Source organism: Paraburkholderia ferrariae NBRC 106233 (genome assembly GCF_000685035.1).
GTDB classification, from domain to species: domain Bacteria; phylum Pseudomonadota; class Gammaproteobacteria; order Burkholderiales; family Burkholderiaceae; genus Paraburkholderia; species Paraburkholderia ferrariae.
The window spans coordinates 170,584-197,265 of record NZ_BAYB01000008.1 but is presented as its reverse complement, the minus strand read 5'-3'; the positions used below and the strand labels follow the sequence as shown (position 1 = coordinate 197,265).

Annotated in this window: 29 protein-coding genes; 10 read left to right on the top strand and 19 right to left on the bottom strand. The window is 66.4% G+C overall.

The window, feature by feature from the left end; genetic code table 11:
- Positions 1-121: 121 nt before the first annotated feature.
- The 4 genes from BFE01S_RS09665 to BFE01S_RS09650 all read right to left on the bottom strand — a co-directional run bounded on the left by BFE01S_RS09665 (position 122) and on the right by BFE01S_RS09650 (position 5,759).
- On the bottom strand, positions 122-2,260 hold the full coding sequence (locus BFE01S_RS09665; RefSeq protein WP_028225307.1) for a phosphocholine-specific phospholipase C: 2,139 nt from the start codon (positions 2,258-2,260) through the stop codon (positions 122-124).
- An 88-nt stretch (positions 2,261-2,348) separates the two neighbouring features.
- Entirely contained in the window at positions 2,349-2,639 is a 291-nt protein-coding gene (locus BFE01S_RS09660) for a hypothetical protein (RefSeq protein WP_042337408.1), read from the bottom strand.
- 11 nt (positions 2,640-2,650) lie between these two features.
- Positions 2,651-4,765: a LamG-like jellyroll fold domain-containing protein gene (locus BFE01S_RS09655; protein WP_028225305.1), complete on the bottom strand. Its 2,115-nt coding sequence runs from the start codon at positions 4,763-4,765 to the stop codon at positions 2,651-2,653.
- 109 nt (positions 4,766-4,874) lie between these two features.
- A complete protein-coding gene (locus BFE01S_RS09650; protein WP_028225304.1) occupies positions 4,875-5,759 on the bottom strand; it encodes a LysR substrate-binding domain-containing protein in 885 nt (294 codons plus the stop codon).
- Between the two features lie 134 nt (positions 5,760-5,893).
- Here BFE01S_RS09650 and ku point away from each other — a divergent pair, with 134 nt between their 5' ends.
- Positions 5,894-6,817 (top strand): non-homologous end joining protein Ku, encoded by a 924-nt coding sequence (gene ku / locus BFE01S_RS38095; RefSeq protein ID WP_052420840.1) that lies wholly within the window; start codon positions 5,894-5,896, stop codon positions 6,815-6,817.
- A gap of 44 nt (positions 6,818-6,861) precedes the next feature.
- A complete protein-coding gene (gene ligD, locus BFE01S_RS09640) occupies positions 6,862-9,396 on the top strand; it encodes a DNA ligase D (RefSeq protein WP_028225303.1) in 2,535 nt (844 codons plus the stop codon).
- Positions 9,397-9,426: 30 nt separating this feature from the next.
- On the opposite strand, the gene BFE01S_RS09635 is transcribed toward ligD, so the two are convergent.
- The 8 genes from BFE01S_RS09635 to BFE01S_RS44150 form a co-directional block, all read right to left on the bottom strand.
- Positions 9,427-9,933, bottom strand: a complete 507-nt coding sequence (locus tag BFE01S_RS09635; RefSeq protein WP_042337406.1) for a PRC-barrel domain-containing protein — start codon at positions 9,931-9,933, stop codon at positions 9,427-9,429.
- 124 nt (positions 9,934-10,057) lie between these two features.
- Positions 10,058-10,273 carry a hypothetical protein gene (locus BFE01S_RS09630; RefSeq protein ID WP_028225301.1) on the bottom strand — a complete coding sequence of 72 codons (216 nt, stop codon included), beginning with the start codon at positions 10,271-10,273 and terminating at the stop codon, positions 10,058-10,060.
- A gap of 114 nt (positions 10,274-10,387) precedes the next feature.
- Positions 10,388-10,738, bottom strand: a complete 351-nt coding sequence (locus BFE01S_RS09625) for a response regulator (protein WP_028225300.1) — start codon at positions 10,736-10,738, stop codon at positions 10,388-10,390.
- A gap of 197 nt (positions 10,739-10,935) precedes the next feature.
- Positions 10,936-11,277: a DUF3175 domain-containing protein gene (locus tag BFE01S_RS09620; RefSeq protein WP_028225299.1), complete on the bottom strand. Its 342-nt coding sequence runs from the start codon at positions 11,275-11,277 to the stop codon at positions 10,936-10,938.
- 18 nt (positions 11,278-11,295) lie between these two features.
- A complete protein-coding gene (locus BFE01S_RS38090) occupies positions 11,296-11,562 on the bottom strand; it encodes a DUF2795 domain-containing protein (protein WP_042337404.1) in 267 nt (88 codons plus the stop codon).
- Positions 11,563-11,638: 76 nt separating this feature from the next.
- Positions 11,639-12,280, bottom strand: a complete 642-nt coding sequence (locus BFE01S_RS09610) for a DUF1109 domain-containing protein (RefSeq protein WP_028225298.1) — start codon at positions 12,278-12,280, stop codon at positions 11,639-11,641.
- Entirely contained in the window at positions 12,277-12,849 is a 573-nt protein-coding gene (locus BFE01S_RS09605; RefSeq protein ID WP_028225297.1) for a sigma-70 family RNA polymerase sigma factor, read from the bottom strand. Before BFE01S_RS09605 ends, BFE01S_RS09610 begins: the two co-directional genes overlap by 4 nt.
- Positions 12,850-12,907: 58 nt before the next feature.
- Entirely contained in the window at positions 12,908-13,048 is a 141-nt protein-coding gene (locus tag BFE01S_RS44150; RefSeq protein WP_156966961.1) for a hypothetical protein, read from the bottom strand.
- Between the two features lie 451 nt (positions 13,049-13,499).
- Between BFE01S_RS44150 and BFE01S_RS09595 the strand changes: the two genes are divergently transcribed.
- From BFE01S_RS09595 to cqsA, 5 genes are all read left to right on the top strand, one after another.
- A complete protein-coding gene (locus BFE01S_RS09595; protein ID WP_028225296.1) occupies positions 13,500-13,766 on the top strand; it encodes a BufA1 family periplasmic bufferin-type metallophore in 267 nt (88 codons plus the stop codon).
- 22 nt (positions 13,767-13,788) lie between these two features.
- Positions 13,789-14,631 (top strand): MNIO family bufferin maturase, encoded by an 843-nt coding sequence (gene bufB / locus BFE01S_RS09590; RefSeq protein WP_028225295.1) that lies wholly within the window; start codon positions 13,789-13,791, stop codon positions 14,629-14,631.
- The gene (locus tag BFE01S_RS38085; protein WP_042337402.1) at positions 14,628-15,446 is read left to right on the top strand and encodes an HvfC/BufC N-terminal domain-containing protein; all 819 of its coding nucleotides are present in this window, start codon (positions 14,628-14,630) and stop codon (positions 15,444-15,446) included. The genes bufB and BFE01S_RS38085 overlap by 4 nt, the downstream gene beginning before the upstream one ends.
- Before the next feature lies 1 nt (position 15,447).
- Positions 15,448-15,921: a DoxX family protein gene (locus BFE01S_RS09580; protein ID WP_042337401.1), complete on the top strand. Its 474-nt coding sequence runs from the start codon at positions 15,448-15,450 to the stop codon at positions 15,919-15,921.
- A 789-nt stretch (positions 15,922-16,710) separates the two neighbouring features.
- Positions 16,711-18,012, top strand: a complete 1,302-nt coding sequence (gene cqsA, locus BFE01S_RS09575) for an alpha-hydroxyketone-type quorum-sensing autoinducer synthase (RefSeq protein ID WP_028225293.1) — start codon at positions 16,711-16,713, stop codon at positions 18,010-18,012.
- Positions 18,013-18,079: 67 nt separating this feature from the next.
- Here cqsA and BFE01S_RS09570 read toward each other — a convergent pair whose 3' ends face one another.
- From BFE01S_RS09570 to BFE01S_RS09560, 3 genes are all read right to left on the bottom strand, one after another.
- Positions 18,080-19,105, bottom strand: coding sequence for a response regulator (locus BFE01S_RS09570; RefSeq protein WP_028225292.1), 1,026 nt, complete (start codon positions 19,103-19,105; stop codon positions 18,080-18,082).
- Positions 19,102-20,559 (bottom strand): sensor histidine kinase, encoded by a 1,458-nt coding sequence (locus BFE01S_RS09565; RefSeq protein ID WP_245621073.1) that lies wholly within the window; start codon positions 20,557-20,559, stop codon positions 19,102-19,104. Before BFE01S_RS09565 ends, BFE01S_RS09570 begins: the two co-directional genes overlap by 4 nt.
- 159 nt (positions 20,560-20,718) lie before the next feature.
- The gene (locus BFE01S_RS09560) at positions 20,719-21,546 is read right to left on the bottom strand and encodes an alpha/beta fold hydrolase (protein WP_028225290.1); all 828 of its coding nucleotides are present in this window, start codon (positions 21,544-21,546) and stop codon (positions 20,719-20,721) included.
- 252 nt (positions 21,547-21,798) lie between these two features.
- Here BFE01S_RS09560 and BFE01S_RS09555 point away from each other — a divergent pair, with 252 nt between their 5' ends.
- Positions 21,799-22,311: a PaaI family thioesterase gene (locus BFE01S_RS09555; protein WP_322787818.1), complete on the top strand. Its 513-nt coding sequence runs from the start codon at positions 21,799-21,801 to the stop codon at positions 22,309-22,311.
- Between the two features lie 10 nt (positions 22,312-22,321).
- On the opposite strand, the gene BFE01S_RS09550 is transcribed toward BFE01S_RS09555, so the two are convergent.
- The 3 genes from BFE01S_RS09550 to BFE01S_RS09540 all read right to left on the bottom strand — a co-directional run bounded on the left by BFE01S_RS09550 (position 22,322) and on the right by BFE01S_RS09540 (position 24,598).
- Positions 22,322-22,630 (bottom strand): EthD family reductase, encoded by a 309-nt coding sequence (locus BFE01S_RS09550; protein WP_028225288.1) that lies wholly within the window; start codon positions 22,628-22,630, stop codon positions 22,322-22,324.
- A 172-nt stretch (positions 22,631-22,802) separates the two neighbouring features.
- Positions 22,803-23,714, bottom strand: coding sequence for a ketopantoate reductase family protein (locus BFE01S_RS09545; RefSeq protein ID WP_028225287.1), 912 nt, complete (start codon positions 23,712-23,714; stop codon positions 22,803-22,805).
- Between the two features lie 35 nt (positions 23,715-23,749).
- Positions 23,750-24,598 (bottom strand): NADPH-dependent oxidoreductase, encoded by an 849-nt coding sequence (locus tag BFE01S_RS09540; protein ID WP_028225286.1) that lies wholly within the window; start codon positions 24,596-24,598, stop codon positions 23,750-23,752.
- 229 nt (positions 24,599-24,827) lie between these two features.
- Here BFE01S_RS09540 and BFE01S_RS09535 point away from each other — a divergent pair, with 229 nt between their 5' ends.
- Together BFE01S_RS09535 and BFE01S_RS09530 are read left to right on the top strand one after the other, a co-directional pair.
- On the top strand, positions 24,828-25,619 hold the full coding sequence (locus BFE01S_RS09535; RefSeq protein WP_028225285.1) for a hypothetical protein: 792 nt from the start codon (positions 24,828-24,830) through the stop codon (positions 25,617-25,619).
- Position 25,620: 1 nt separating this feature from the next.
- Complete coding sequence (locus tag BFE01S_RS09530) at positions 25,621-25,911, top strand: hypothetical protein (protein WP_028225284.1); 291 nt, start codon at positions 25,621-25,623, stop codon at positions 25,909-25,911.
- Between the two features lie 104 nt (positions 25,912-26,015).
- On the opposite strand, the gene BFE01S_RS09525 is transcribed toward BFE01S_RS09530, so the two are convergent.
- Positions 26,016-26,672 (bottom strand): hypothetical protein, encoded by a 657-nt coding sequence (locus tag BFE01S_RS09525; protein ID WP_028225283.1) that lies wholly within the window; start codon positions 26,670-26,672, stop codon positions 26,016-26,018.
- Between the last annotated feature and the right edge of the window lie 10 nt (positions 26,673-26,682).

The following is a 26,682-nucleotide window of genomic DNA, read 5'->3' as shown; positions in this document are numbered from 1 at the left end:
CCTCGTATCCGCGCGCACGGCCTGGGCCTTTGCGCGGATACGGGGCCGGTGAATCGGTTTTCCACGAGGCTGACCTTGCCCCGGCGACACCCGGACGTTGCTTTCGCAACGACCCGCCTGTTCAGGCTGTGGTGCCCATTGCGGGGTCGCTGACGCTGTCCTTGCCCGTTTCCACGCGCCCCGCGAAGCGGCGGGTAACGCCGTTCTCCGCCGAGAGCGTGAAGTCGTACCAGCCGCTCGACCCCGTGAGCGACCAGTAGGGTTCGACCTGCATGCCGGCCGGGACCGTATACGTCCACGGGCCGTCCGCACGATACGCGTTCGATGTGACAGTCGTGTTGCTGGCGCTCGCGCCGGTGTTCATGATGGTCAGATAGACCGCGTCGTTGGCCGTGTCGTAGCACACGCGCACCTCGGGATTCGGGCCGCCCGCAGCCGCCGTGACGTTGCCCGTGAACTCGCGGTGAAAGCCGTTCGGACCGAGCACCCAGAGGGTGTACGCGCCGGCATCGGCGGTGGTGGGCGTCCAGATGTCCGAGAGTTCCTTGCCTGCCTCCACCGTGTAGCGGCGCGGCGGCAGGTCGAGATGCAGCTTGTCGTACACGTGGAACACGGCGCCCACGCTGCCCGTGTTGCTGAACACGAGCCACACGTTGCCGTTGTGCGCATCCACGTTCGCACTCGTATGGAGCTGATAGGGCAGCGCGCGCGAGGGGCGCGCCAGCAGCGCCTGCTGCGGCATGGACTGGCTCGCGACCGAAGGCACCGGCACCGCGGCGAGCGCGCCCTGCTGTGCGTTCTGCGCGTCGGCGGCGGCTTTGGTCGGCGCGGGCATGGTGCCGACCGGCGTGTCGTTCGGGGTGCTGAAGTTAAAGCACGAGGTCAGGTCGCCGAACACGGTGCGCCGCCACGGGCTGATGTTCGGTTCGAGCACGCCAAAGCGCTGTTCGAGAAAGCGCAGCACCGAGGTGTGATCGAAGACCTGCGAGTTCACGAAGCCGCCCGTGCTCCACGGCGAGACCACGAACATCGGCACGCGCGGGCCGGGGCCGTAGGGCTGGCCGTCGGGCGGCAGCGGCGACGAGTCGCCGGGCGGGTTCGGCACCGTGAAGTATTCGTATTGCGTCGTGACCGTCGATTTGCCGGCATACGTGCCGTCGCCGTTGGGCGAGGGTGCGTCGGGCGGCGGCATGTGGTCGAAGAAGCAGTCGTTCTCGTCGTAGTTCACAATGAGCACGGTCTTGCTCCACACGTCCGGGTTGGCCGTGAGGGTGTCGAGCAGCAGTTGCAGGTAGTACGCGCCCTGGCCTGGCGTGGAGGCGCCGGGGTGCTCGCAGTAGGCCTGCGGCGAGACGATCCAGCTCACCTGCGGCAGTTGCCCGGCCGCGATATCGTCGGCGAGCGCCTGCAGAAAGCCGCCGTCGGGCATGGTGTTGCCGATGCCCTTGTAGAGCGGCGAGAGCGCTTCCATGGCCGGCGTATAAGGCGCGTTCGGCGAACCGGGAATGGTCTCGTTGACCTTGCGGAAGGTGGCGAAGCCCGCGAGCGGATTGTCGGTGTAGTTATCGGGCTGGTTCTCGTAGACCTTCCAGCTCACGCCGGCTGCTTGCAGGCGCTCCGCATAGGTGGTCCACGTGAGGCCCGTGGCCGAGGCGCCCAGGCCGTCCCAGCCGTCGTTGTTCACCACGGCGTAGTTCGAGCCGGTGGGGCCGTTCGTGCCGGTCCACATGAAAATGCGGTTCGAGTTGGTGCCGCCGTGCAGCGAGCAGTGATACGCGTCGCAGATCGTGAAGGCGTTGGCGAGCGCGAAGTGAAAGGGCAGGTCCGGGTTCTGCAGATAGCCCATCGAAACATCGCCCTTCGATTTCGGCCACTGCGTCATGCGGCCGTTGTCCCAGGCGCTGTGCGCATCGGTCCACGAGTGCGCGCCGCCCGCGAGCAGCGCATTGCCCTTGGTGCTGTCCAGATAGAACGGCAGCACGGTGCGGCTGCCGTCGCTTTGCTGCCAGACGTTCGCGCTGCCCGGCTGCGGGATCGTGAAGCGGTCGGCGAAGCCGCGCACGCCGGGCAGCGTGCCGAAGTAGTGGTCGAACGAGCGGTTTTCCTGCATGAAGATCACGACGTGCTGCACGTCGTTGATCGTGCCGGTCGTGTTGTTCGCGGGAATCGCGAGCGCACGCCGGATCGCGGGCGGGAACATGCTGAGCGTCGCGCCGGCCGCGGCGGCACGCAGGAAGTTGCGGCGATCCATTGAAGTCATGATGGGCGGGTGTTTCTTTATGCGTTGTTCGGGCGCGCGCCGGCACGGCGCGAGTGCCATACCGGTGCGCGCGCAACAGGTTGGCTGCTCAGGGCGCGCAGTTGAGCTGCGTGTTGAGGAGCGGCGGCTGGGTGGCGACCGTGCCGGACGCGGCGCAGGCCCCCGAGGTGGGCGCGGCGACGATGGCGACCGGCGCGCTCGCGCCGCCCGCCCCGGCGGGGGCCGTGTTCGCGACCGCGGCGGTGCCTCCCGAGGTGCTGCCGGCGTTGTTGTTCGAGCCGTCGCCGCAGGCCGCGAGCAGCGCGCACAGCAGGCTCGCCAGGAGCGCGCCGCCGGCGGCGCGCAGGCCGTTCGCTTCGTGATGAACAGGTCGATTCATGGCGGTGTTTCTCATGGCAGGAGCGTGGAGAGGGGCTTGCCCGATCCGAAGACCGACTGCAGTTCGCTCTCGGTAACGGTGCGGTTCCACAGCGCGAGGTCGCTGAACGACTGCACGTCCGGCGGCGTGGCCGCGCACTCGCCGGCCGTGTAGGGCGCCTTGTCGTTGCACGCGTTCATGTAGTACTGGCCGGTGCCGTCCTCGTTGAGGCCGAATACGCCCAGCCCCGGCAGCTTCGCCACGTTCACCGTGACCGAGGCCGTGTACTTCTCCTCGCCCAGCGTCGGATCGAACACGTAGCCCGTCATGGTCTTGCCCACCGTGTCGATCGTGAGCGCCACGTAGACCCACTTGTTCGCGCTCACGGTCGCGCCGTTCATGTCGTTGCGCGTGCTGCCGTCACCAATGTTGAAGCGCAGGTTGCAGCTCGTGGTCGAGCCCGGGAACAGGCCGATTGCAATGCCGGGGTTGCCGCCCGTGTAGTAGTTCTTGTTCGAGAACACCGGCGTGCCGTTGCCCGTGAGGTTCTGGCACGAGGTCATGAACCAGAAACCCAGCGTGAACTGCGGCTGCTTCGTCACGTCGTTGTTCTGCGCGAGCTTGTAGCCGTCGAAGCCGTTGGTATCGACAATGCTCGTATCGACCTTCAGGCCCTGGCCGCCGAACGGATCGGGCGTGAGCGAGCCGCCGTTCGCGTCCGCGGCCCACGGGCCCAGCGTGCTCGCGCTCATCTTGTCGATGGCGGGCAGCGCGCCGAACGGATAGTAGGTGGAGAGGCCGTTCGCGAGCGTCGTCGCCAGCGGCGGCGGAGGGGGCGGGGGAGGCGGCGGCGCGACGTACTGCACCTGCACGAGCGAGGCGATGGGCGCGCTGCCCGCGGCCACGGCGTAGTTGAACGTATAGGCGCCGGTGGTGCTCACGCCGAGCTGGCTGTCCGTGTAGGTGGACGTGCCGGCCGGCAGCGAGGCGATCTGCTGGCCGTTGCGCAGCACCGCGATGGCGCCCGTGGAAGGCGCGCTCCAGGTGAGCACGGTGCTGGTGTTGTTGCTGCCCGTCATGCCGATGAGTTGCGACACGGGCTGCTGGCCGATCAGCTCGCCGCCGTCGAGCGCATACGAAGCCGCTGCGGGCAGGGCGTTCTGGTAGGCGAGCAGCGTGGGTGCGAGGTCGGCGATGCTCGCGCGCGTATAGAGGTCGGCGAGCGAGGTGGGTGCCGCGGGATTCGAGAGGCGCCCGTTGGCCTGCTGGTTGATGCCGATGAAGCTCGTCGATTCGGGGGCGAGCGGCAAGCCGTCGGTGCCGCCCGCGGCGTTCAGCCCGTGGCTGGCGGTCACGAGCACGAGCCAGCGTTCGCCGTTGCGCTGCGCGGTGGCGTTTACGAGCGTGCCCACGGCGCTGTCGAGCTGCGCGAGCGTGTTCGAGTAGTTCGACGAATTGAGGCCCCAGTTGAGCGCAGCATCCTGCGCCGAATGGTATTGCGCGAGCACGAGCGAGTAGCCGCTGTTGATCAGGCTCGTGCTCTGGTTCGTCACGCAGCTATCCACCGAGGCGCAGCCCGTCACGCTGTCGAGGTTGCCCGCGTTCTGGTCGGGCGCGAGGATCGCGGCAAAGCCTGCGGAATCCACGGCCGCGCCCAGCTTGCCCGCGCCGGCGGACTTGAGCATCGAGAACACGGTGGGCGCGTGCAGCGCCTGGTTCGGCGCGTCCGAGTTGATCTGGTGGCGGTCGGCCCACGTGCCGGTGACGAGAGTGGCCCAGCCCGGCGTGTCGAGATTGGGCTGCTGGCTGAGCGTGCTGTTCACGCCGCCGCTATAGGCGGGCGCGAACGTGAGCTTTGCGAGATTGGGCAGCTTGCCCGCGGAGATGCCCGCGGTGAGCGCGCTGTAGGTCACGCCGTCGAGCTCGATCACGAGCATCTTGTTGACGGGCGTGGTGCTCGTCTGGTTGTTCGACGAACCGCCCGTGGCATTCGATGCGCCGGCGGGTGCGCTCGCACCCGATGCGCTGCTGGCAGCGCCCGAACTGTGCGCGCTGGCTGAAGGTTGCGTCGATTCCCCGCCGCAGCCGCCGAGTATGGCGACGAGCGCGAGGCCGCAAGCGGCCTGCACGGCTGCCTGTCTTGTCATTGATGGTCCCCTGCCGGATTTCGCCGGCCTGTCCGGCGAATTACAGGAGATAGTAGGGATGAGGCAAGACGCCGGTATTTCGTTTTACGAAAGATTACCGATAGGCGTATCAGCCGTTTTTTTTGGGGAGGGCGATGGTTTCTTCGAGTGTGGCCATGAACGCCGTGATGAGACGGGCGCTCGAGCGGCTGCGCAGATGGTAGAGATATTCGTGAACCACGGGGCCGTCCGGCGCGATGGGCACCGAGGTGAGGGAGGCGCCGCGCGGCACTTCGCCCACCGGCATGAGCGCAACGCCGAGACCGTGGCGTATGGCTTCGCAGATCGCTTCGCGGCTGCCGATCTCGATGAGCGCGGCGGGCGTCACGCCGCGCCGCTTGAGCGAGGCTTCGGTGGCGTCGCGCGTGCGCGAGCCGGGCTCGCGCAGCAGCAGGGTTTCGCTGGCGAGGACATTCAGATCGACATGGTGCCGGCCGGCGAGCGGGTGGTCCGGCTCGAGCACGAGCACCAGCGGGTCGCCCGCAATGCGGTGGCAGGCCAGGTGCGGGTCGTCCACGCGATTCGAGGAGACCGCGACATCGACGCGAAATTCCACCAGCGCGTCGAGCACGGCCTGCGAGTTGCCCACCTCGATGCCGATCTGCACATTCGGATAGCGGCGCCGAAACGCGGCAACGGTGGGAAGAATATAGTAAGGACCCGTGGTGCCGAGCCGGAAACTGCCCGCATACAACTCGCGCTCGTTGCGCAGCGCGAAGTCGATATCGTTTTCGGTCTGCATCATCCGGTCGATGAGCGGCATGAGCGCCGCACCGGTCTGCGTGAGGTCGAGCCGGCTGCCGCGCCGGTGGAAGAGCTCCACGCCGTACTGCCTTTCGAGCTGCTGGATGCGCGCGGTGACGGTGGGTTGGCTGACCTCCAGCCGCCGCGCGGCAGCGGTGACGCTGCCTTGTCGAACTGTTTCGTAGAATGCGGCGAGTAATGGGGCGAGCATGTTCTGTGTGCGGCAAATGGGTTTGACTTTACTTCAGAATCAAGACAGTTTTGTTACGGATGATTTACCGGGCATCGCGCTTGCTTCGGTGACGTGACGCCCCCGGGGTGCGCTTCCTTGAAGGAGAGGCGATCATGTTGCGCGCGATATGGAGAGGTGCCATCAGTTTCGGGCTCGTCTATGTGCCGGTCGAGCTGTATCCCGCCACGCGTCCCGCGCATACGGGATTCAATCTGCTGGACCGGCGCACGTTCGATCCGGTGGGCTATCGGCAGATCAACAAGCGCACCGGCAAGGATGTCCCGCGCAAGGACATCGTGCGCGGCTACGAGTACGAGAAAGGGCATTACGTGGTGGTCTCCGACGAGGAAATCGCGGCGGCGAGCCCCGAGGCGACCCAGACGGTCGATATCCTCGCCTTCGTCGAGGCGCCTCAGGTGTCGTTCCTCTATCTGGACACGCCCTACTGGCTCGCGCCGGACAAGCGCGGCGAGCGGCCCTATGCGCTGCTGCGCGACGCCCTTGCGGCGAGCGGCAAGCTCGGCATTGCAAACGTCGTGATGCACAGCCGCCAGCATCTCGCCGCGCTCGTGCCGGCCGGCGACGTGCTCGTGCTCTATACGCTGCGCTGGAACGACGAAGTGCGCAGCGTGAGCGAAGCGGGATCGCTGCCGCGCGCGGCGAAGGCGGCCGGCGTGAGCGCGCGCGAACTGGAAATGGCGCGCAAGCTGATCGACGACATGAGCGAGCCGTGGCGGCCCGACGACTACCGCGACACCTTCCACGACGAGATCATGAAGCTCGTCGATCGCAAGATACGCGAGGGCAAGGCGCATGAAGTCGATACGGTGCCGGCGGCCGAGGCACCGCGGCGCAGCGCCGAGATCGTCGATCTTTCCGAACTGCTCAAGCGCAGCCTCGGGCGGCGCGGTTCGGGTGGCGGCGGGAGTGGCGAGGGCGGCGGGGGCGGCGGGGGCGGCGGGGGCGGCAAGCGGGGCGGGGGCAGTGAAGAGGCCGCCGCCAAACCCGCCCAGAAACGCGGCAAGCGTGCTGCTTGAGCCGGTGCTTGAGTTGTCACATGAGCCGCCGCAGGAGGCTGTGAATGAATGAGCCGCTGGTTCGCTACCGGGAGAAGCGTCGTTTCGACGCAACGCCGGAACCGCGCGGTGCGCGTGCGAGGCGCGGTGCCGCGGCGCTGCACTTCGTGGTCCAGCGCCACGACGCCCGGCGGCTGCACTACGACTTCCGCCTGGAGCTGGACGGCGTGCTCCTGTCCTGGGCCGTCCCCAAGGGGCCGAGCCTCGACCCGGCGGTCAAGCGGCTCGCCGTGCACGTGGAGGATCATCCGCTGGAATACGGGTCGTTCGAAGGCCGCATCCCCGAAGGGAACTATGGCGCGGGGACGGTCGAGATCTGGGATCATGGCACGTGGCAGCCCGAAGGCGGCCTGCGCGGCGCGCGCGAAGGACTTAAAGCCGGCAAGCTCAAGTTCACGCTGAACGGCGAAAAGCTGCATGGCGGCTGGGCGCTCGTGCGCAGCCGGATGGACGGCGGGAAGCAGGAGCAGTGGCTGCTCATCAAGGAGCGCGACACCGAAGCGCGCAATGGCGAGGCGCAGCCGGCGAAGAAGACGCCTAAGAAGAAAGTCAATGCGGTGCGTACGCCGTTGCCCGAGACGATGGCGCCCGAGCTGGCGACAGCGGCTACTGCGCCGCCGGGAACCGATGGTTGGCTTTACGAACTGAAATTCGACGGCTATCGCGTGCTTTCGCGTATCGAGCGCCGTGCAGGCAGGACCTCGGTGCGCATTGTGACGCGCGCGGGCCACGACTGGACTGCGAAGTTCAGCCGCGCCGCGAAGGCGCTGGGCGCGCTCGCGGTGGAATCGGCGTGGCTCGACGGCGAAGCCGTGGTGCTGGGCGCCCACGGCGTGCCGAGTTTTCAGGCGTTGCAGAACGCCTTCGATGCGGGCCGCGCGGACGATATCGTGTTCTATCTGTTCGACGTGCCCTGGCTCGACGGCGAGGATCTGCGCGGCGTGCCGCTCGAAGCGCGCCGGGCGCGTCTGGCCGCGCTGCTCGAACACGCCGACCCCGACGCCCTGCGGTTTTCCGCCGAAGTCGAAGGCGATCCGGGTGCGTTGCTGGAAGCCGCATGCGAAGCGGGTCTGGAAGGACTTGTGGCGAAACGGCGCGACAGTCTTTACACGTCCACGCGCAGCACGGCGTGGCTCAAGCTGCGCTGCGTGCGCCGCCAGGAGTTCGTGATCGGCGGCTATACGGATCCAGAGGGCAGCCGCGTGGGTTTTGGCGCATTGCTGCTCGGCGTGTACGAAGGCGGCACGCTGCGCTATGCAGGCCGCGTGGGCACGGGCTTCAACGAGCGGCTGCTGAAATCGCTCGCAGGCGAACTGGCCCGGCGCGAACGCAAGACGGCGGCGTTTGCGCGGGTGCCGTGCGAAGTGGAAATAGGGCAGGGAAGAGGGCCGGGAAAAGGGCGCGTGCATTGGGTACGGCCCGATCTGGTTGCCGAAGTGAACTTCAAGTCGTGGACGAGCGATGGACTCGTGCGCCAGGCGTCCTTTGCCGGGCTGCGCCGCGACAAACCGGCGGAGGAGATCGTGCGCGAATCACAGGCATCGAGAGAAACAAACGGCGTAGCGCCGGGAAAGGGCTCCGCGCCAGCGAAGACGGCCGCGGCCGGATCGCGCAGCGCGAACCGTTCAGCAAAGCGTGGAAGTGATAAGGATGCCGAAGTAGCAGGCATCCGCATCACGCATCCCGACCGCGTGATCGACGAGAGCACCGGCACGCGCAAGATCGACCTCGTGCGCTACTTCGAAGCGGTCGCGCCGTGGCTGCTGCCGCAATTGCGCCGGCGCCCTGTTGCGCTCGCACGCGCGCCGGATGGCATCGGCGGCGAGTTGTTCTTCCAGAAGCACGCTACCCGGCTGCAGATTCCGCACGCCGTGCAGCATGCCGGACTCGACCCGGGTCACGAGCCGCTCCTTACGCTCGACGACCTCGCGGGCCTGATCGGCGCAGCGCAGATGGACACGATCGAGTTGCACACCTGGAATGCGACGGTGGACAACATCGAGAAGCCCGATCGCATCGTGTTCGATCTCGACCCCGATCCGGCGCTAGGCTGGGACCGCATGATCGAGGCCGCGCGTCTCACGCACGATCTGCTGGAGGAACTGGGTCTGGCGGCCTGGTGCAAAACGAGCGGGGGCAAGGGGCTGCACGTGGTGGTGCCGCTCGCGCGCCGCGCGAGCTGGGACGAGGCGAAGTCGTTCGCCCAGGCCGTGGCCGCCCATATGGCCGCCACGCTGCCCGACCGGTACAGCGCGAAGATGGGCCCGCAGAACCGCAAGCGGAAGATCTTTGTCGACTACCTGCGCAACGGCCGAGGCGCAAGCACCGCGGCGGCGTATGCGCCGCGCGCGCGGCCGGGAATGGGCGTGTCCGTGCCGATAGGCTGGGACGAACTCGAAAGCACAACGGGTGGCGCGCAATGGACCGTTGCGAACCTGCATGAGCGGCTCGATGCGTTGCGCGACGATCCGTGGGCGGGCTATGGCGAAGCGCGGCAGCGTATCACCGAAACCATGCGGCGCAGGCTGGCGGGGATGTGAGCGAAGGCATCGGCCGCCGCGGGCTTGTTCCTAAAGCTTCACGCCGCCTGCTTCCGGCGGTTCGCGGCGCGCGGGCTCGCCGGGTAGCGCCGTCTGGATGCTCCAGTACGGCTCGCGCCCGTAGAACTGGTGCACGGAGCTGGCCCAGGTACGGTCCGCCATCGAAGGCCAGTGATCCTTGTCGAAGCCCGGGGCGTTCTGCACCTGATCGGCCGGCAGCGCAAGGACGAAGCACTTGCGGCTCGTGTCGAGCGCGAGGGCGTTCCAGGGAATCGCCAGCAGCTTGTCGCCCATGCCGAGAAAGCCGCCGCTCGACATCACCAGGTAGGCAATGCGGCCGCTTTGCACGTCGATCATGATCTCCTTGACCTTGCCGATTTCATCGCCGTCCACGCTCAACACGCGATCGCTGCCTAGCGTGCTCGCGGCCATGACGTAGGGACCGGGGCCAATCGAGTCGTCGCGGCTGTGCCCGACGATGCGGGCGCCGCGGCCATCGGGGGTACGAAGCCCGGAGGAGGGAACCGAGTGAGGCATGATGGACTCCTTATGAAGATGCGGCGCAGGTGCGCGCACCGCGTGGGTTGCCTGTCATGCCTTTGCGTGCGCATGGGGCATACCTGTCGATGGCGCTGTCCGGCAGGTTCGACCTCACTCGACCTCAATCGGCCTTGCCGCCGCCGTCTAGTCCCGCGCCGCGGCGCCACACGGCTTTGCCGCGCGGCGAAAGCTCGCCGCAGCTATGGTCGCGGTCCGGCTCGGTGCCGTAGACAGCCATCTCGCCGCCCGGCGGCTCCTGGGCACGCTGGATTTCGCGGTTGCGCCGCGCCACGCGCTCGTCGTGCGAGCGGCCTGCATAGACGTTCGTCGGGGTCATCGTCGTTCTCCTTGAAACGTGCGGTTACATGGGGTCGATATGAAAATAATAAGGATGTCGAAATAGTTGGCGAGAGCCAAAGCGGGTTGCTGAGGATGTGTGCCGGGTTCGACCCTAAGGTGCGTGCACGCGGTGCAGAATGTCCAGTAACTGGGCGATCGCGAAGGGCTTGCGCAGGAAGCCCACGACGTTGGCGTCGACGGGCGGCGTGACCATCGCGGAGACGAGCACGAGCGGCACGTGAGCCAGCATCCGGTTGCGGCGCATCGCGCGCACGAGCGCGAGCCCGTCCATGCGGGGCATCATGCAGTCCGAAATCACGACATCCGGTGGGTCGGCGAGCGCGCAGCGCAGCGCGTCGCGCCCATCCGCGGCGGTGGTGACCCGGTAACCTTCCTGACGCACCAGTTCTTTCAGCGCATCCAGCGCGTTGGGGTCGTCGTCCACGAGCAATACTGTAGCCATACGTCTATACCCGCCAGGCGCGGCGCAAGCCCCGCCTTTGGCCTTCGCATTTTGTTCAGGTTTGGTTCAGGTTCGCTGCCGGTGTCGGCGCGCGCGGGGTGCACTGGGTGCGCAGGCGCGCCGGGTCCGGCTTTGATCTGATGAAGCGCAGGTTCCGTACCCGGCATGCCGTGCCGCTCGCGCCACCTCTCGGCCACTCAGGGCGCGCGCCCGAAAGCCACGCGCAATTGCCGTTTCGCGCGTTGCAGGGTATCGCGCCGCGTTTTGGGCAGATTGCGCCCGGCCCGATTGATGTAAAAATTCAGCATCGACATGGCCGACTGGAACGGCGTGCCCTTGCGGCGGCGGCTCTCTTCGGCGGCGCGCTTGAGCGCGCTGGCGATCTCCGTTGCGCTACCGTCGCGAAAGACGTGAGGTTCGATGTCCATCGCGTCGCTGGTTTCGTTCACCGTCTTCGACCAGCGGCGCGCACTGGCGGTCTGTGTCTGTGCGTGCCGCTTGCGGCCGCGGGCGGAGGTGCTGCGTGGTGGTGCGCTCATGCGAGCCTCCCTGTGCGTTCATTGTCCCGACGGGCTGCGCAAGCCGCGCCCGAGCCGGCGCGCCGCCGTGATGGAGGCGGCCACTTCGGGAAAGCTGCCGTAGGCCTCGTCGGGCAGGAGGCGGAGCGCCGCAATCACGTCCGCAGCCGCGCCGTTGTGTTCGGCGCTTTCGATCAGCACGGGCGGGTGGGCCGGATAGCTCACGTGCGCCACGGCCGATTCGATGCGGCTGTCGAGCGGATCGTCCGGGCCGGCCTTGTGCGCAATGGGGGGAGCGGTGGGCATCGACGCCTCCTTCGGTTCGTTCAGAACCGGAAAGAGCAGGCTCCATGCCCGGGTCGGCGCCGAGTGGGCGGCTCCCCTACCAGCGCAGCAGGCGCGGACCGATCCAGGCGCCGAGGGCCGCGGGGATGGCCATGCCCAGCAGGTACCAGACGGCCCAGAACGGCACGCCCATTTCGGGGCAGTGCAGGCAGTAGGCGAGCGTGGCGGTGGCGCTCGCGAGCAGCCCGCCCGCGAAGCCGGCCGCGCGCGGGCGTGTGGGCGCGAGGCCGCGCAGGGCCCAGAACACGGCAACGAACGAGGGCACCGTGAGGAACGCGATGGCGAACGGGCACACCCGCCAGGTCTGCCCCATGACGAGCGCCACGCGCGCCTCGGGCGGCGCGAGCCACACGAGCGTGATGGCGCCCAGCCAAACGGCGGCCACGGGCCAGGCCACGGCGGCCCACGCCATGCGCGGCGCCACGCCGGGGCGCGCGAGCCGCACGGTGGCGAGGAGCGCGCCCAGCGCGATGAAGAAGGGCAGCGCGACCTTGAGCCAGAAAAGCGGGGTTGCCGCCACGGCGGCAAGGTCGCGGCGCACGCCGAACGCGAGCGCCATCAGGAGCGTCGAGCCCAGTGCGCCCGCGATCAGCGCCCAGCTGAAGCGGCGCGCGACCACGTGCCGGTCCACCGGCGCCGCGCCCGTTGCGAGCAAGGAAATGAGGTCCTCTGTTTTCATGATGCACTCTGAAACTTCATCGCGAGCGCCTTCAGGCCGCGATGGACACCGACTTTCACCGCCGACTCCGAGAGCCCGGTGAGCTTTGCCGTCTCCGTTACCGAAAGCCCCTCCAGCTTCACATGCAGGATCGGCAGGCGCTGGCGGTCGGGCAGTTCGTCCAGCAGCTTGCCGAGATCGCGGCGCGCGTCGGCGGCTTCGCCGTCGCTGGTCGCGAAGATCTCCAGTTCGTCGTCGAGCGGCGTCTGCAACGCCTCGCGCCGCGAGCGCGCGCGGAAGAAGTCGGTCAGCTTGTAGCGCGCGATCGCGTGCACCCAGGCCGTGAGCGGTTCCTCGGGGCGGTAGGTGGCGCGGCCGTTGTGCACGGCCAGCAGGATTTCCTGCACGAGATCCTCCACGTCGTCCTGCATTCCATAAAGCCGCTTGCGCAGGAAGCCGCGCAGATGCCCGCCGAGATCCGAGAGAAAGGCGTGATAGGCCGCCGTGTCGCCGTCCAGACCGCGCACGAACAGGGCCCTGAGCCGTTCCTCGGTTCCGTGGCGAGGCTCGTTACCGGTAGTTCGGTTCATCGCGAACTCCGGTTACAGCGCGGACGAAACAAAACGCGCACAGGCAATGGCGCGCGCATCAGGCGGGTAGCGCGCGTGCGGACGCAGCGGCGCGGAGGCGGCCGGCACGCGCCGGCGGCAAGGCTTCGGCCAGCAAGCCGGGGCCTTCGGCGCCCGAGGAATGGGCGTTCTGCTCGGCGTTGGGGGCGTGGCGGGTCATGCGGGTACTCCGGTGGCAGGGGAACGGCCCTGGGTTCGATGGGCCTGGGGTCAATAGTCGCGGGCCTGCCGGACATTCGTCAAGGGCTGAGGCGGGAAATTGGGTGGTGAACGCGTCGAACAGCGCATCGTGCAGTGCAGTCGGCATGTTTTCTTTCCGATGGCTTTCTGTTGCGCCGCGCCGCGCTTGCGCGCGCGGCGTGTCTGCCATCCGCCCGCGTATACGAACGAACGCGCCCGCCGGTTACAGCATCCCGCAAAAAAATATTCCGCTGAATTTGCATCCCGGCCTGTAACCGAAGCATTGGCCGCTTCGTATTTACAGGCAGATCGCGCGTGCATCGATCACGAAGCCGCAGGCGATCCGGACACCGTCCGATTTTTTACTTGAGTTTCAACTTGCAGTTCCAGTCGTCATTCAACCCAGCAGTCCAATCGATGGAGCCCATATCATGAGTACTCTTAAGTTTTCCGCCGCCGCCCTGATCCTCGCCTCGCTCGCTTCGGGCGCCACCGTCGCGCAGGCCCAAAGCGTGGAGAAGTGCTACGGCGTCGCCATGGCCGGCCACAACGACTGCAAGGCCGGTGCGGGCACCACCTGTGCCGGTTCGCAGAAGATGGACTATGACGGCGCGCACTGGAAGAACGTTCCCGCCGGCACCTGCACGATGATCAAGACGCCGAACGGCCACGGCTCGCTCACGCCGATGGGCTCCTGATGTGCCTCGCCGCCCTGCGATCATGAATACGCCAGCCGAATGCGGCGCCGGACTCGGCCTCAAGCCGCAACACTACGAGCAAGCGCGCAACTGCGAGGCGCGCGGCTTATGGTTCGAAGTTCATCCGGAGAATTACATGGTCGAGGGCGGCCCGCGCCTCGCGTGGCTCGAAGCCGTGCGCGAGCGGCACGCGCTCTCGCTGCATGGCGTCTCGCTCTCGCTCGCGGCCGACCGCGTGCCGGACGCCGCCCATCTGCGGCGGCTGCGTGCGCTGGCGGACCGCGTGCAGCCGGCGCTCGTTTCCGAGCATCTGGCGTGGTCCGCCTGGGGCGGCCGTTACCACCCCGATCTGCTGCCGTTTCCGCGCGATGCTGCGGCACTCTCCCGCATTGCGGCGAACATTGCCTGTACGCAGGAGGCACTCGGGCGGCGCATCGCCGTTGAAAATCCGTCGCACTACATACGGATAGACGGTCACGCGTGGAGCGAGCAGGACTTTCTTGCCGAACTGGTGAGGCGCACCGGCTGCGGCCTGCTGCTCGACGTGAACAACGTCTATGTGAGCGCGCGCAACATGGGCTTCGATGCCCGCGCGTGGATCGACGCCTTTCCCGGCGAGGCGGTGATGGAAATGCACCTGGCCGGATACAGCGTGGACGAGGAGACGCAGCCCCCGCTCCTGATCGATTCGCACGACGCGCCGGTGGCCGACGCCGTGTGGTCGCTCTATCGCTATGCAATCGACCGTTTCGGCCCGCGGCCCGCGTTGATCGAGCGCGACGATCATATTCCCGCGTTCGACACGCTGCTGGCCGAACGCAACGCAGCGCAGTCGATACTCGAACGAGCAGAGGTGATCGCATGAAGCCCACGCTCGCTGCTTTTCAGGACGCGTTCGTGCGCGCGCTGCACGGCGCCGCCGCGAACGACCCTCGCGTTGCGGCATTCGCTGCGCAACCGGGGTTCGCCGTTTATCGCAACACGGTGTTCAAGGGTTGCGTCGATGCCCTGCGGGCGAACTTCCCCACCGTCGAGCGCCTTGTGGGCGTGGACTGGTTTCGCTCGGCGGCGCTCATCTACGCGCAGGACGAACCACCCGAAGATGCCCGGCTGCTGCTCTACGGCACGAGCTTCCCAGCGTTCCTCGCCGGCTTCGAACCCGCGCGCGAACTACCCTGGCTCGCGGACGTCGCGCGGCTCGACCGGTTCTGGACCGAGGCGCACGTAGCGGCGGACGATACCGTGCTGGGCGCGGCCGGGATGGCGTCGCTTTCGCCGGAAGACTTCATGCGTACGGTGCTGCGTCCGCACGCGAGCGCGCGCTGGGCATGGTTCGACCAGCATCCCGTCTACACGATCTGGAGTGCGAACCGCGAGGCGGTCGCATTGCCCGAAGCGCTCGCGTGGCACGGCGAGGGCGCCTTGCTGTCGCGCGCGGGCGGCGCCGTGACGTGGCGCGCGCTGGGCAAGGGCGGTTATGCGCTGCTCGATGCCTGCGCGGCGGGCCGCGCCATGGAAGAGGCGACGGCGTGCGCGCTCGAAGCCGAACCCGATCTCGATCTGGGTGCCCTGTTCGCCGGCCTCTTTGCGGACGGCGCATTCGGCGCCGCGCAGTTCCCGGACGACACGGCTGCCCCCACACCCTTACCTCGTAAGCAGTCCAAAACGGATGGAGCATGAAATGGAAACGATTCAAGCCACCTCAACGCCTCCCCTCGCGCGCCTGCGCGCGGGCTGGAACGCCGCCGCCGATCTGGCGAACCGTCTGATCGGCCATTCGCTGCTCGCGCTCGTGTGCCGCTTTGCCATTGCGGCGATCTTTTTCATGTCGGGCCGCACCAAGGTGAGCGGTTTCCTTACGATCACGCCCGGCACGTACGAGTTGTTTCGCGACGAATACAAGATTCCGCTGATTCCCCCCGAAATCACCGCGCATATGGCTGCGTATTCCGAGCATTTTTTCCCGGTGCTGCTCGTGCTCGGCCTGTTCACGCGCGGCGCGGCGCTCGCCTTGCTCGGCATGACCACCGTGATCGAAGTATTCGTGTATCCCGATGCGTGGCCTACGCATCTTTCGTGGGCCGGGTTGCTGCTTTACATGATCGGGCGGGGCGGCGGCGCTCTGTCGCTGGATCGGCGTTTCGGCATCAAATAGAAAGAAAGCCTTCCGGTCGCTGAGCCGGTCAGCCATTCTCCCGCTTTCGTCCTGCGCAGTCGCCAGTCTGGCGGCTGCGCTTTTTTTTCGTCCTTTGGCATTGCGCGTATTGTTAAAGCGTTTCCGTACGCGCCGCATTATGCATGGCGAATCATTTTCGCCGGAGAACGTGGCGCGAATGCTGCGAATGGCGAAATTGAAATTCACTGCGCATAGTTATGCTTTGGAAGTTCATGGCGCTGAAGTTTTTACTGGATAATTATCAAACATGCATTTCGCGTGTTGCGCCGTGTTCCTTTCCGCTCCCTTGCGGGTACTGCGCTTCGCGCATGGGCGGCGCAGGGGCCCCTTCACCGTGCGGGCACCTCTTCCTTCATAACCTGTAGCGATCACGCGAGGCGGGAATCGTGCGGATGTCGGGGCGTCTGTTCTGGCGCGGCCGGCGGCCGCAAACGATATCGCCGGCGCCGTTGTGCTGCCGGTCTGCATCGATCATGCCGCAATGCGGCCGCGCGTACGTGCGCGGCGCGCACGGCAACCCACACTGGCGAAGCGGGCAGATCCCGCTTTGCACTCCGGTTCGTCCTCGCATTGGCGTTGCATTGCGCATCGCGACGGACGCATCCGTCCACCATCGCATGACCCGCATTCACCTGTCTGTTGCAGGCGCACCGAGTATGACCACGCTCGGCGTGCCTGCGCGGGCACATCACTGGCCTGTCTCTCGCAAGGATTCCTGACGCGACGAGTCGCCTTCGGGAGGCGGCCTATAACCGCAAGGAGCCTGAGATGAAAGTTGGTAGCAACTGGCGTAGCGCCCACCAGAACGATGCGGCGTTGCCGTCCTTTCTTGCCGCACGCGTGGACCGGTATTACGAGGCGCGCGTGCACGAAACCTGGGCCGGCGGCCACATCATGCAGGGCCGCACGCCGGGCGCCGAGGCGCTGCATCTGTCGAGCAACGATTACCTTTCGATCGCACGCCATCCCGAGATTCTCGACGCCATGTGCCGCAGCATTCGCGACGAAGGCAACGGCCTGCTGATGTCGGGCATCTTCCTGCACGGCGACGATTGTCCGCAGTTGCAGCTCGAAGACCGCTTCGCCGCCTATATGCATGCGGAATCGGGCGTGCTGTGCCAGTCGGGCTTCGCCGCGAATACGGGCCTCATCCAGTCGATCGCGAACGATCGCACGCCGGTCTACGTGGACATGATGGCCCACATGTCGCTTTGGGAAGGCATCCGCAGCGCGGGCGCACGCGCGGTCAGTTTCCTGCACAACGACGTCGATCACCTCGAACAGCGCATCGAGCGCAACGGCCCGGGTGTCGTGATCGTCGATTCGGTGTACAGCACGAACGGCAGCGTGGCGCCGCTCGAAGCGATTGCCGAAGTCTGCGCGCAACACGGCTGCGTGCTGGTGGTGGACGAATCGCATTCGCTCGGCACGCATGGGCCGAAGGGCGCGGGACTCGTGGTCGAACTGGGGCTGACCGATCGCGTGCATTTCCGTACCGCGAGCCTCGCCAAGGCGTTCGCGGGCCGCGCGGGCATCATCGCCTGTTCGAAGCGCTTTCAGGAATACTTCAAGTTCGAGGCGCTGCCCGCCATCTTCAGCTCGACGCTGCTGCCGCACGAGGTGATGGGGCTCGCGGCCACGCTCGATGTGATCGAACGCGAAGACTGGCGCCGCACGCGGCTCCACGCGAACGCGCGCTACCTGCGCACGCGGCTCGCCGGGTTCGGCTACAACCTGAACGGCAGCGAAGCCCAGATCGTTGCGCTCGAAGCGGGCCCGGAGCAGCAAACCATCGTGCTGCGCGATGCGCTGGAAGCGCGCGGCATTTTCGGTTCGGTGTTCTGCGCGCCGGCCACGGCGCAGAACCGCTCGCTCGTGCGGCTCTCGGTGAACGCAGCGCTTTCGGAACGGGAGCTCGAGCACCTCGTGGACGTGTGCGAGGCGATCCGCGACGAGGTGGATATGTGGAACTGGCCTTCCACGAAGCGTCTGGTCCAGCGCGGCGCGAGCCGTACGCGCACGCGCGGGGCACAGCCGGCGGCGCTGACGCTCGAAGCCGTTGCCGCGTGAGCGGGCCGAACCCCTGCTGATTAGCGGGGGAAATGCAGACCGGCGTGGCATCTGCTCAGTCAGATGCTTACTGAGGGTTCCACGCCGCCTGGAATTCGCCGTCCAGTTGATGCAGGAAGGTGTCGTAAGGGACCAGGGTGTCGAGCGCGAGGCCGGCCGGTTTCTTCACGACGGCGTAGGTGTAGCGGCGCTCGCCGTGAAAGACCGCCGCCGTGTGCATATAGGGCTCCCACTCCACGCACTGCGCGGGGTAGTAGCCTTCCGTGCGCCAGAAGTAAGGCAGGCTGCGGTGCGAATCGAGCTCGCTGAGAAAGCCCATCGGCGCGCCTTGTTCGACGGCGATCTCGCGCACGCCGCGCAGGGTTTCGTCGGTATGGATGACGAGCAGATAGGCGGTGCCCGCGCCGTCCACCATGAGAATGCCGTGCGGCTGGTAGGAGAGGTAGTGCTCGACGATGCCGAGCGCTTCGAAAATGCCGTTTACGTGCGCCGCGAGCGCACTGTCCTTGAGAAACGCATATTCGGAAACCGAGAGGGCGTCGCGCACCGAGGCGCCGGCCTGGTCCAGATACGCATCCTGCATATCGCGGATCGCGTGGTTCAACGTATCGACCGCATCGATCTCGTGCTTGCGGATGAAGCGGTCGATCAGGCCTTCGTTGAAGCTGCGCACGGCGACGTGCTCGTCGGCCTTGCCGGTGAGGACGATCTTCTTCACCGACGAATCGGCAAGGCGGCGGCAGAACTCCATGCCGTTCAGCTCGGGCATGTCGTAATCGACCACCACGACCGAAACCGACTCGAAGCGCGCCGCGTGATGCACGAGGCTGCGGATCGCATCGACGCGCATGGCCACGACCTGGTGCGCATCGTTTTCTTCGGTGCGGTCCAGATAGGGGCTGAAGATGGGCTCGCTGCCCTGGTCCGGCGCGGGGCGGCTGTTCAGGAACCGCAGCGCATGGGCGGGCGAATTGAACATCCGGAACGCCAGTTGAGGGTCGAGCTGCAGGCTCAGGTTCGACAGGAACGCGGCGCTGTCGTCGACGAAGGCGACGGTGGTCGGGTACGCGAAGGGCTTGATGGCTTTCGTCATGGCGCAGGGAATGTCAAAACGAATTCGGTGTACTCGCCTTTCACCGAAGAGCAGGTTATCGCCCCCCCTATCGCCTGCATGACATCGTGGCAGAACGCTAGTCCGATACCCGCTCCCAGGGAGACGTCGTCGGTGGTGGTGGTCGAAGTATAAAAGCGGGTAAAGATATGCGGCAAGATTTCTGCTGATATACCGGTGCCAGTATCCCTGAAAATTAAGCGGTTTGCGCGTATTCCGGTTTCCAGTTTGATCGAAATATATGCGTCTTCCCTATTTCCCATGTGCCGGAACGCATTTTTTAACAAATTGAATAGCACGTGAACCGTGAGCATTTCCGAGCCCTGAAACGTAAAATCGGGCCGCAGATTGCAATGCACGCGCCGCCGGTCGCCTTCGCGGAACGGAAAGCGCGCCAGCGCCGCCTCCACGCACAGCACGATCGAGCAGGATGTTGCGTTTTGCATGCTGCCGCCCGTGAAGCGCGCGGTGGCGAGCAGCATATCGATGATGGCGTTCGAATACAGCGCTTCCTGCTCGATGCGGCCCACCACGCCTTGCAGCGAATGCAGGTGCGCCGCGCGGATGCGCGAGACCGGCAGGCGATGGCGCTGCGCCAGCAGGTAGGTGTCGAGCAGGGTGGGCAGGTAGCGCATGATGCCTGCCGCGCCCACGCGAATTGCCACGAGCGGAGTGCGCAACTCGTGCGCCACGCTGCCCGCGGTGGCGAGCATGGCGCGCTCCTGTTCGATCTGGATGCGGTCCTGGTCGTAATTGGCCACGGCACCAATTGCCACGGCAAACGAAAAGATGGTGAGGTGGATGAGGTAATTCGTGCCGAATACGATGGGGTCGCTTGTCGCCCAGTAAGCGATTATGGCAAGACCAATACCCATGACGAACTGGAGCACGAGCATGAGCCAGTCGTGCAGCAGCACCATGACGAATGCCGCGATCAGCGCGCTTTCCACCCAGACTTCATTGCCGTGATTTTTCAGCAGCATGAAGGTGAAAAAAAACGGCAGCGCGTAAAGCGAAATGCCGTACCAGTACCAGGGCAGCAGTTTTTTGGCGCGGGCGGGCCAGCGCTCGTAGATCACCACGGGAAAAAACAGCGCCGCACCGATCAGGCGCAGCGTGAGATTCTCGTAAGGCTGGGGGAAAAGAACCTTCCAGACGTAGTAGTAAAGCGGGAAACCCACACAGGCCACGACCGCGAAGGGCTGCATGCGCCGCTTCGCGTACTGCAGGTTGCGCAGGGCGGGCGCGAAGGCGCGGACGAAGAACGGGCGCAGCGGCGCCCACATGCGCCGCAGCCTCGTTGCGAGCGAGGTTTTCGATGCAGTCATCGGGATCAAATCGCTTGTCGTTATTGCCGGGGGGCGGCCGGGGGCTGCGGTGCGCACGCGCCGCAGCCCGTGCAAGACGATATCATCAATGCGCGGCTCCGAGCCCAACCCGCCGGCGCGCCTGACGGGTTAGCATGCTTCCGGCCTCTTTTCGCGTGGATTCGATGCGCGACGCATCGAAATGCCGGCGGCCCGGCGCCGTGAGCCACGGCAGCGTGGCGCCGGGTACGCCTGGCACAGCGGACGCGGCGGCGCGTACCGGCTGATTCAGGGCGAAACGGCGTGCTGCTGTTCGAGCACGAACTGGGCGATGGCGTTGTCGAGCGCCTGCGGCGCATCGCGATGCGGCGAATGCCCGCCTTCGGCGAGCGCCACCACGCGCGCATGCGACACCGCTTCGCCGATGGTTTCGATCTGCGCCATCGTGCCGTAGTGGTCGTCGAGGGCTTGCACCGCGAGTAGCGGCGCGCGGATCGCGCCGAGCTGATCGACGATATTCCATGCGCGGAACGCGGGGGTCAGCCAGATATCGGCCCAGCCGTAGAAGGCCGAATCGACGTCGTCGTGATAGCGCGCGAGGCGCTCGCGCAGGCCCGTGGACTGCTCGTAGGCGGCTTTCATGTCCACGATGCCTTCCACCGAAACGTCTTCGACGAACACGTGCGGCGCAATGGCCACGGCACCCGCGAGCGCGCGCGGGAAGCGGGCGGCGTAGTGCAGCGCGATGGTGCCGCCGTCGCTATGGCCCACGAGCCACATCTTTTCGCGCTGCGCGGTGCTCACGCCGAGCGCGTCGAGCAGGGCGGGCAGCACGTCGCACGCCTGCCGTTCGAGGTAATCGACGGGCCACCGCTCCTCGTGCGGGCGCGGAGTGGAGCGGCCATAGCCGGGCCGCGAATACACGAGCCCGCGCATGCCGAGGCGTTCGCACAGCGCTTGCGGCCAGTCCTTCCAGATGGCGATCGAACCGAGCCCCTCGTGCAGAAACACGGCGAGCGGCGCGCCGACGCGTTCGACGCCAATCCAGCAATATTCGATAGAGAGGGCGCCGCGCTCGTCGGTGGCGGGCAGGGTGGCGAATGCGCTGGTATTCATGGGCCGTGCGGGGTGGCTAGGTAATCGGTGCGTGATTTGTGTGTGACTCGGGCGTGATTCGGGCGAACCGGGACGCTGAATTTTAACTGCTACGGAGCGGGGGCGCTTGAGCCTGCATCTGCGGCATGCTCCGGGTATGAAGTCCAATTGCTTCGGATTGCGTAATAAATGATGGCCAGCCGGTGCTGGAGCACCTCCTCAAATCTGGATCAATTTAAGCACGATCGTTCTAAAAACGGTAGGATGCGGTTCATGGCGAGCGCAGTTGCGCCCGCATTGCGCCGTGCGCGCCCACTCTTTGGAGACCCGGACCCCATGAACCTCGTTGCGCAAATGCCGGCCGGCCTGACCGGCCTTCAACAGTTGCAGCACATGATCAAGCTGGGCGGCCGTCCGCCAATTGCCGATACGCTCGATTTCCAGCTGGTGGAAGTGGAAGAAGGGCGCGCCGTGTTCGAAGCCGTGCCGGGGCTGCGCGTGTACAACCCCATCGGTTCGGTGCACGGCGGCTACGCGGCCACGCTGCTCGATTCCGCGTGCGGCTGTGCCGCGCATACGAAGCTCGGCCCCACTCAGGGCTACACCACGCTCGAACTGAAAGTGTCGTATCTCCGCGCCATGACGGCCGATACCGGGCTGGTGCGCGCCGAGGGCCGCGTGCTGACGATAGGCCGCCGCGCGGCCTTCGCCGAGGCCACGATCACCGACGCCGCCGGCAAGGTCTACGCCACCGCTTCGTCCACGCTGCTCGTGTTCGAGCGCTGACGCTCTGGTCTCAAACGTCCTTCGTATCGAAGAGGAGCAGGTCGGCGCCGGCCTGCGCGAAGTGGCCCACGTCTTCGGCCGATGCCCGGCCTTCGGGCGAGCCGAGGCCGGCGCGCAGGGCGTCGAAGGTGTCGAAGCTCAGCACGGCCGCGAGGTGATAGGGAGAGGGGCCTTGCGGCGTGGCAACCGGTCCCGTGCTGATTTCGTAGCGCGTGAGGCCGGGAATTTTTTTGGCGAGCGGGATGTGCGTCGAGGCGTAGTACACGTCGAACGCGGCGGGGTCGGCGGGGGTCTTGTAGAGCACGACGAGCTTGGCCATGGCGAAAGTCTCCGTGTAGAGCGTGTTCGCGGATTCTACGCCCGGGCGCGCGCGGTTTCAGGCGGCGCGTCCGTCGTGGGCCGGAGGGTTTTTCGCGGCTCTGGCGTAACGTTCTCAAACCCCAAAGGCCGGCTTTGCTTCGTCGCGCTTTGATCGCCTCCTAAACCGCCCGCTAAACCGCGCCGCCCGCCTTGTCCTCGATCAGGCGCACGAGCGTGTGCAGCAGCCGGTTCGCGGGCGTGGCTACGCCCAGCGTCTCGCCGCGCCTCACCACGAGGCCGTTCAGATGGTCGATCTCGCTGCGCTTGCCGCGCGCCATGTCCTGCGCCGTGGACGAGTACTGCCCCGGCATGGTTTCGGCGATGCGGCGCACCGCGAGATCCACGTCGGGCGGCAGGCTCACGCCGTCGGCCTGCGCGACCGCGATGCATTCGGCCACGATGTCGTGCATCGACGCACGCACGCCCTCGCCCTGGACGAGACGCCCATACGGCAATTGCGCAATGGCCGAAAGCGCGTTGTACGCGCAGTTCAGGATCAGCTTGGCCCAGAGCGCGCCGCGCACGTTCGCGGAGATCTGGGTGGGCACGCCCGCGTCGATCAGCGTTTGCGCCACGACAGCGCTTTGCGAGGAGGGCTCGATCACGAGTTCGCCGCGGCCGTGATGACGCACGTGCCCCGGTCCCGCCATTTCGGTGGCGACGTACACCACGGCCGCGGCGACTTCCTGCGCGATGGCCCCGCGCAGACGCTCGGCGTTGTCCACGCCGTTTTGCAGCGTAAGCACGAGCGTATCGGCGGCGAGATGCGAGCCGATGGAGGCGCCCGCGCTTTCGGTGTCGGTCGATTTCACGCAGAAGAGCACGAGCTGCGCGCCTTCCACGGCGGCCGGATCGGTGCTGGCCGTGAGATGCGGCTGGCCGATGCGTTCGTCGAACTGCTGCGTTTCGAGGTGCAGGCCCTCGCGCTCGATGGCTTCGACATGCTGCGCGCGGCCGATCAGCACGACATCGTGCCCCGCACGCGCGAGCATGCCGCCGTAATAGCAGCCCACCGTACCCGCGCCCATGACGGCGATTTTCATGACGTTTCCTCCATGTAACCCAGTGATCGATCGTTCTACCGCAGCTCGAAGCCGAGCGCGTTGAGCGCTTCGCGCAGACGGTCGCGCCCATGCAGCGATTCGCGGCTCCTCCAGCGCGCGAGCGAGCGCGAGGTCCAGCCGGCCGCGCGCTGGCCCTGCGCGGTCTGGAAGGCGCCCATCACGCTTTCGTAGTCGTGAATGCCGATTTCCTGCGAAACGGCGTCGTACCGCTCGCGATGCAACACCACCGATTGCGGCAGGCGCGGCTTGACCGCGGCAGTCCGCGCCGGGTCCTCGTAGCCCACGCACAGGCCGAACACGGGCATCACGCGCGGCGGCAGGCCGAGTTCGGCGGCCACCTGCTCGGGACGATTGCGGATCGCGCCGATATAGACGGAACTCATGCCGAGCGATTCGAGCGCGACCACGGCATTCTGCGCCGCGAGCGCCGCGTCGATCACGCCGACGAGCATCGTCTCCATGTAGTCGAGGCCGCCCACGGGCGCGCCGCTGCGCTGTGCCGCGGCTTCGAGGCGCGCGAGGTCGGCGAGCCACACGAGAAAGAGCGGCGCTTCGCGAATCTGCGACTGGTCGCCGGCGAGCGTGGCGAGTCGGTCCTTGCGCGCCGGGTCTTCCACGGCCACCACGCTCCACGTTTGCAGGTTCGACGACGTGGAGGCCGACTGCGCCGCGGCGATCAGCGTTTCGAGCGTGCCGGCGGGCAGCGGACGGTTGGCATAGGCGCGCACCGAGCGGTGAGCGAGCAGCGTGTCGAGCGTCGCGTTCCAGGCGGGCAGGGGCGCCGACCAGAGCGTGCCGTAGCGCGCTTCGAGCGCGGCGTCGGGGGACGCGGCAAGGCGGTGGGGCGAGGGGGCGGTGGACATCGTATCTCCGGCGGAATGCTTGAGGTGGTGCGGGTGCGCCGCGGGTGTCGCGGGCGCCAGGCGCCGTATGGTACACGGGCTGGTGGGGCGGTAGTGGGTTGTCTGGGTTTCGGCGGTCCGGGGGAATGGGGCAGACGGCGCGTGTTCTGGCGCGGGCTTGACATCGAACAAAGACAGGCGGCATGCGTTGCGATAGGTATGGGAGTTTCCCTTTTTTCCTTGAGGCGCGATGTCTTCACTCTTTCTAGTTTCCCGTTACGACTGTGATGATGGGCGGCATGGGCACTTCTTCTGGCGAAGCGCCCAGGATTCGATCTATTTGCGCGTCCGATCTCCACACATTTTCGACGTGGTGCGGTGGTTTCACTTCGCACGTCACCGCAGCGCACCACGCGAGGAACTCGACGACCTTGTACGAGGTATGAAGGAAGCCCGCGCAGCATGGTTGCGCAGCAATACCCCTTCTTCACTGCTGTCTCACGGATCGCACGATTTGCGTGCCGTGCTCGGGCTAAGCGATCGCCGCTACGACATATACCGGATGGATAACCTGCAGATCGCGCATGCTCTGCATGGCGAGGTCCGTGATGGCGGGCTTCTCTTCGTGCCCAGCCGAGAGGAGATGCTCGCGTGCGTGCAGGCTATCCGCGAAGAGCGGCAAAGAGCACCACGGCCAGCTTCGGACTGTCCGCAGCAGTCAACGATTGCCGACCAGGCGAACCGGCTCTACGACAACAAGCCACGTGTGCAGCAGAATCTCAACATGCCGTCATACTCACGCGGTGATGGTTCGCTTAGCGACGCACAGCGGTTCGAGTATCCGGCCGACCCGACCGGAAGAGATGTAACCGACCTTGCAGCACGTGGCATAACAGAGGCGGACGAGGCGGATTGCTTTGCAGAGTACGAGACCGATATGGAAATGTGCTCGGCTGGCAGTTCGATGTATCGGAGCCCCGCGTACTATCCCGAGTGCAAAACGCGTGCATTCCAGAAATACCAGCAATGCAGAGGATATTGAAATGATCAAATCACCGCGAGCAGCCATTGTCTTCTACGACGAAGACTCCCAGGAATTCAAAATTTGCAACGTACTGAGATCGAAAGTACAAGCCCTGATCGACAACGCTACGGTTATGCCGGTCCCGCTCGAAGAACACGACGCCGCGATCACGGACGAGGACGCCCGCAGGCTGGGCGGCATGGTCATGCTCATGCAGGGGCACACGAATACCGGGTTGCGCGAGCGCTTCAAGATCACCATCGAGCGTCCGATGAAGTGGGAATCGCCGCAGCGTCCCGAGCAAGAGTGACTTGCCGCCTCAACGTTGTACGAACACCGCAATCGGCCAGCGCAACGCGAAGTGAGCACGGCATCCGACTTTCCTGCGGATAACTAACAAAATGCGACATGCCGTCAACCGGCCGCCATCACCAGCGTGCCGGTTGCCACCAGCGCGCCGCGCCAGAGCCAGTCGAAGTTGATCCAGCCGCGCCGCAGCAGCCCAAGCCCGAGATACTCGTAGGCAGCGAGCGCGATCAACGCAGTCGTGGCGAGCGTCACGAGCGTGTGCAGCACGGTGAGTTGCAGCGAAACCGAGAGCGTTTCCGCCACGCGCGCGCCGGTGCTCACACCCAGGCCGGAAGCGCCGCCGCACAAGGGCAGCATGACCGGCATCAGCATGAGCCCCGCGCCGTGCAGCGTCGCCATCAGCGCCGACCAGGCCGCGAGCCCGACGAACCCCGCCGTCATGCCCACGCGCACGCGGTGCCGGTGGCCATAGGCCTGCTGCCATACGGCCCAGCCGATCAGGAGCGCACCGAGCAGCCAGTGCAGGCCGCCAACCGGCAGCCAGGTGCCCAGCATCGCCGCCGAACTCGCGAACAGCAGGATCGACGCCGCGTGCCCGAGCGCGATGGGCGGCAGCGCCATCAGGAGCGCCGCGCGGCTGCCGCGCTGCAGGCCGATCGCGGTGGCGAACAGCCAGCCCATCGCCGGGTTCGCGCCGTGAAAGACACCGCTGCCGACCACGGCGGCCCAGGTTTGCCAGTGCGCCCCGAAGAAGCCGTTCATGCCGTGCGCT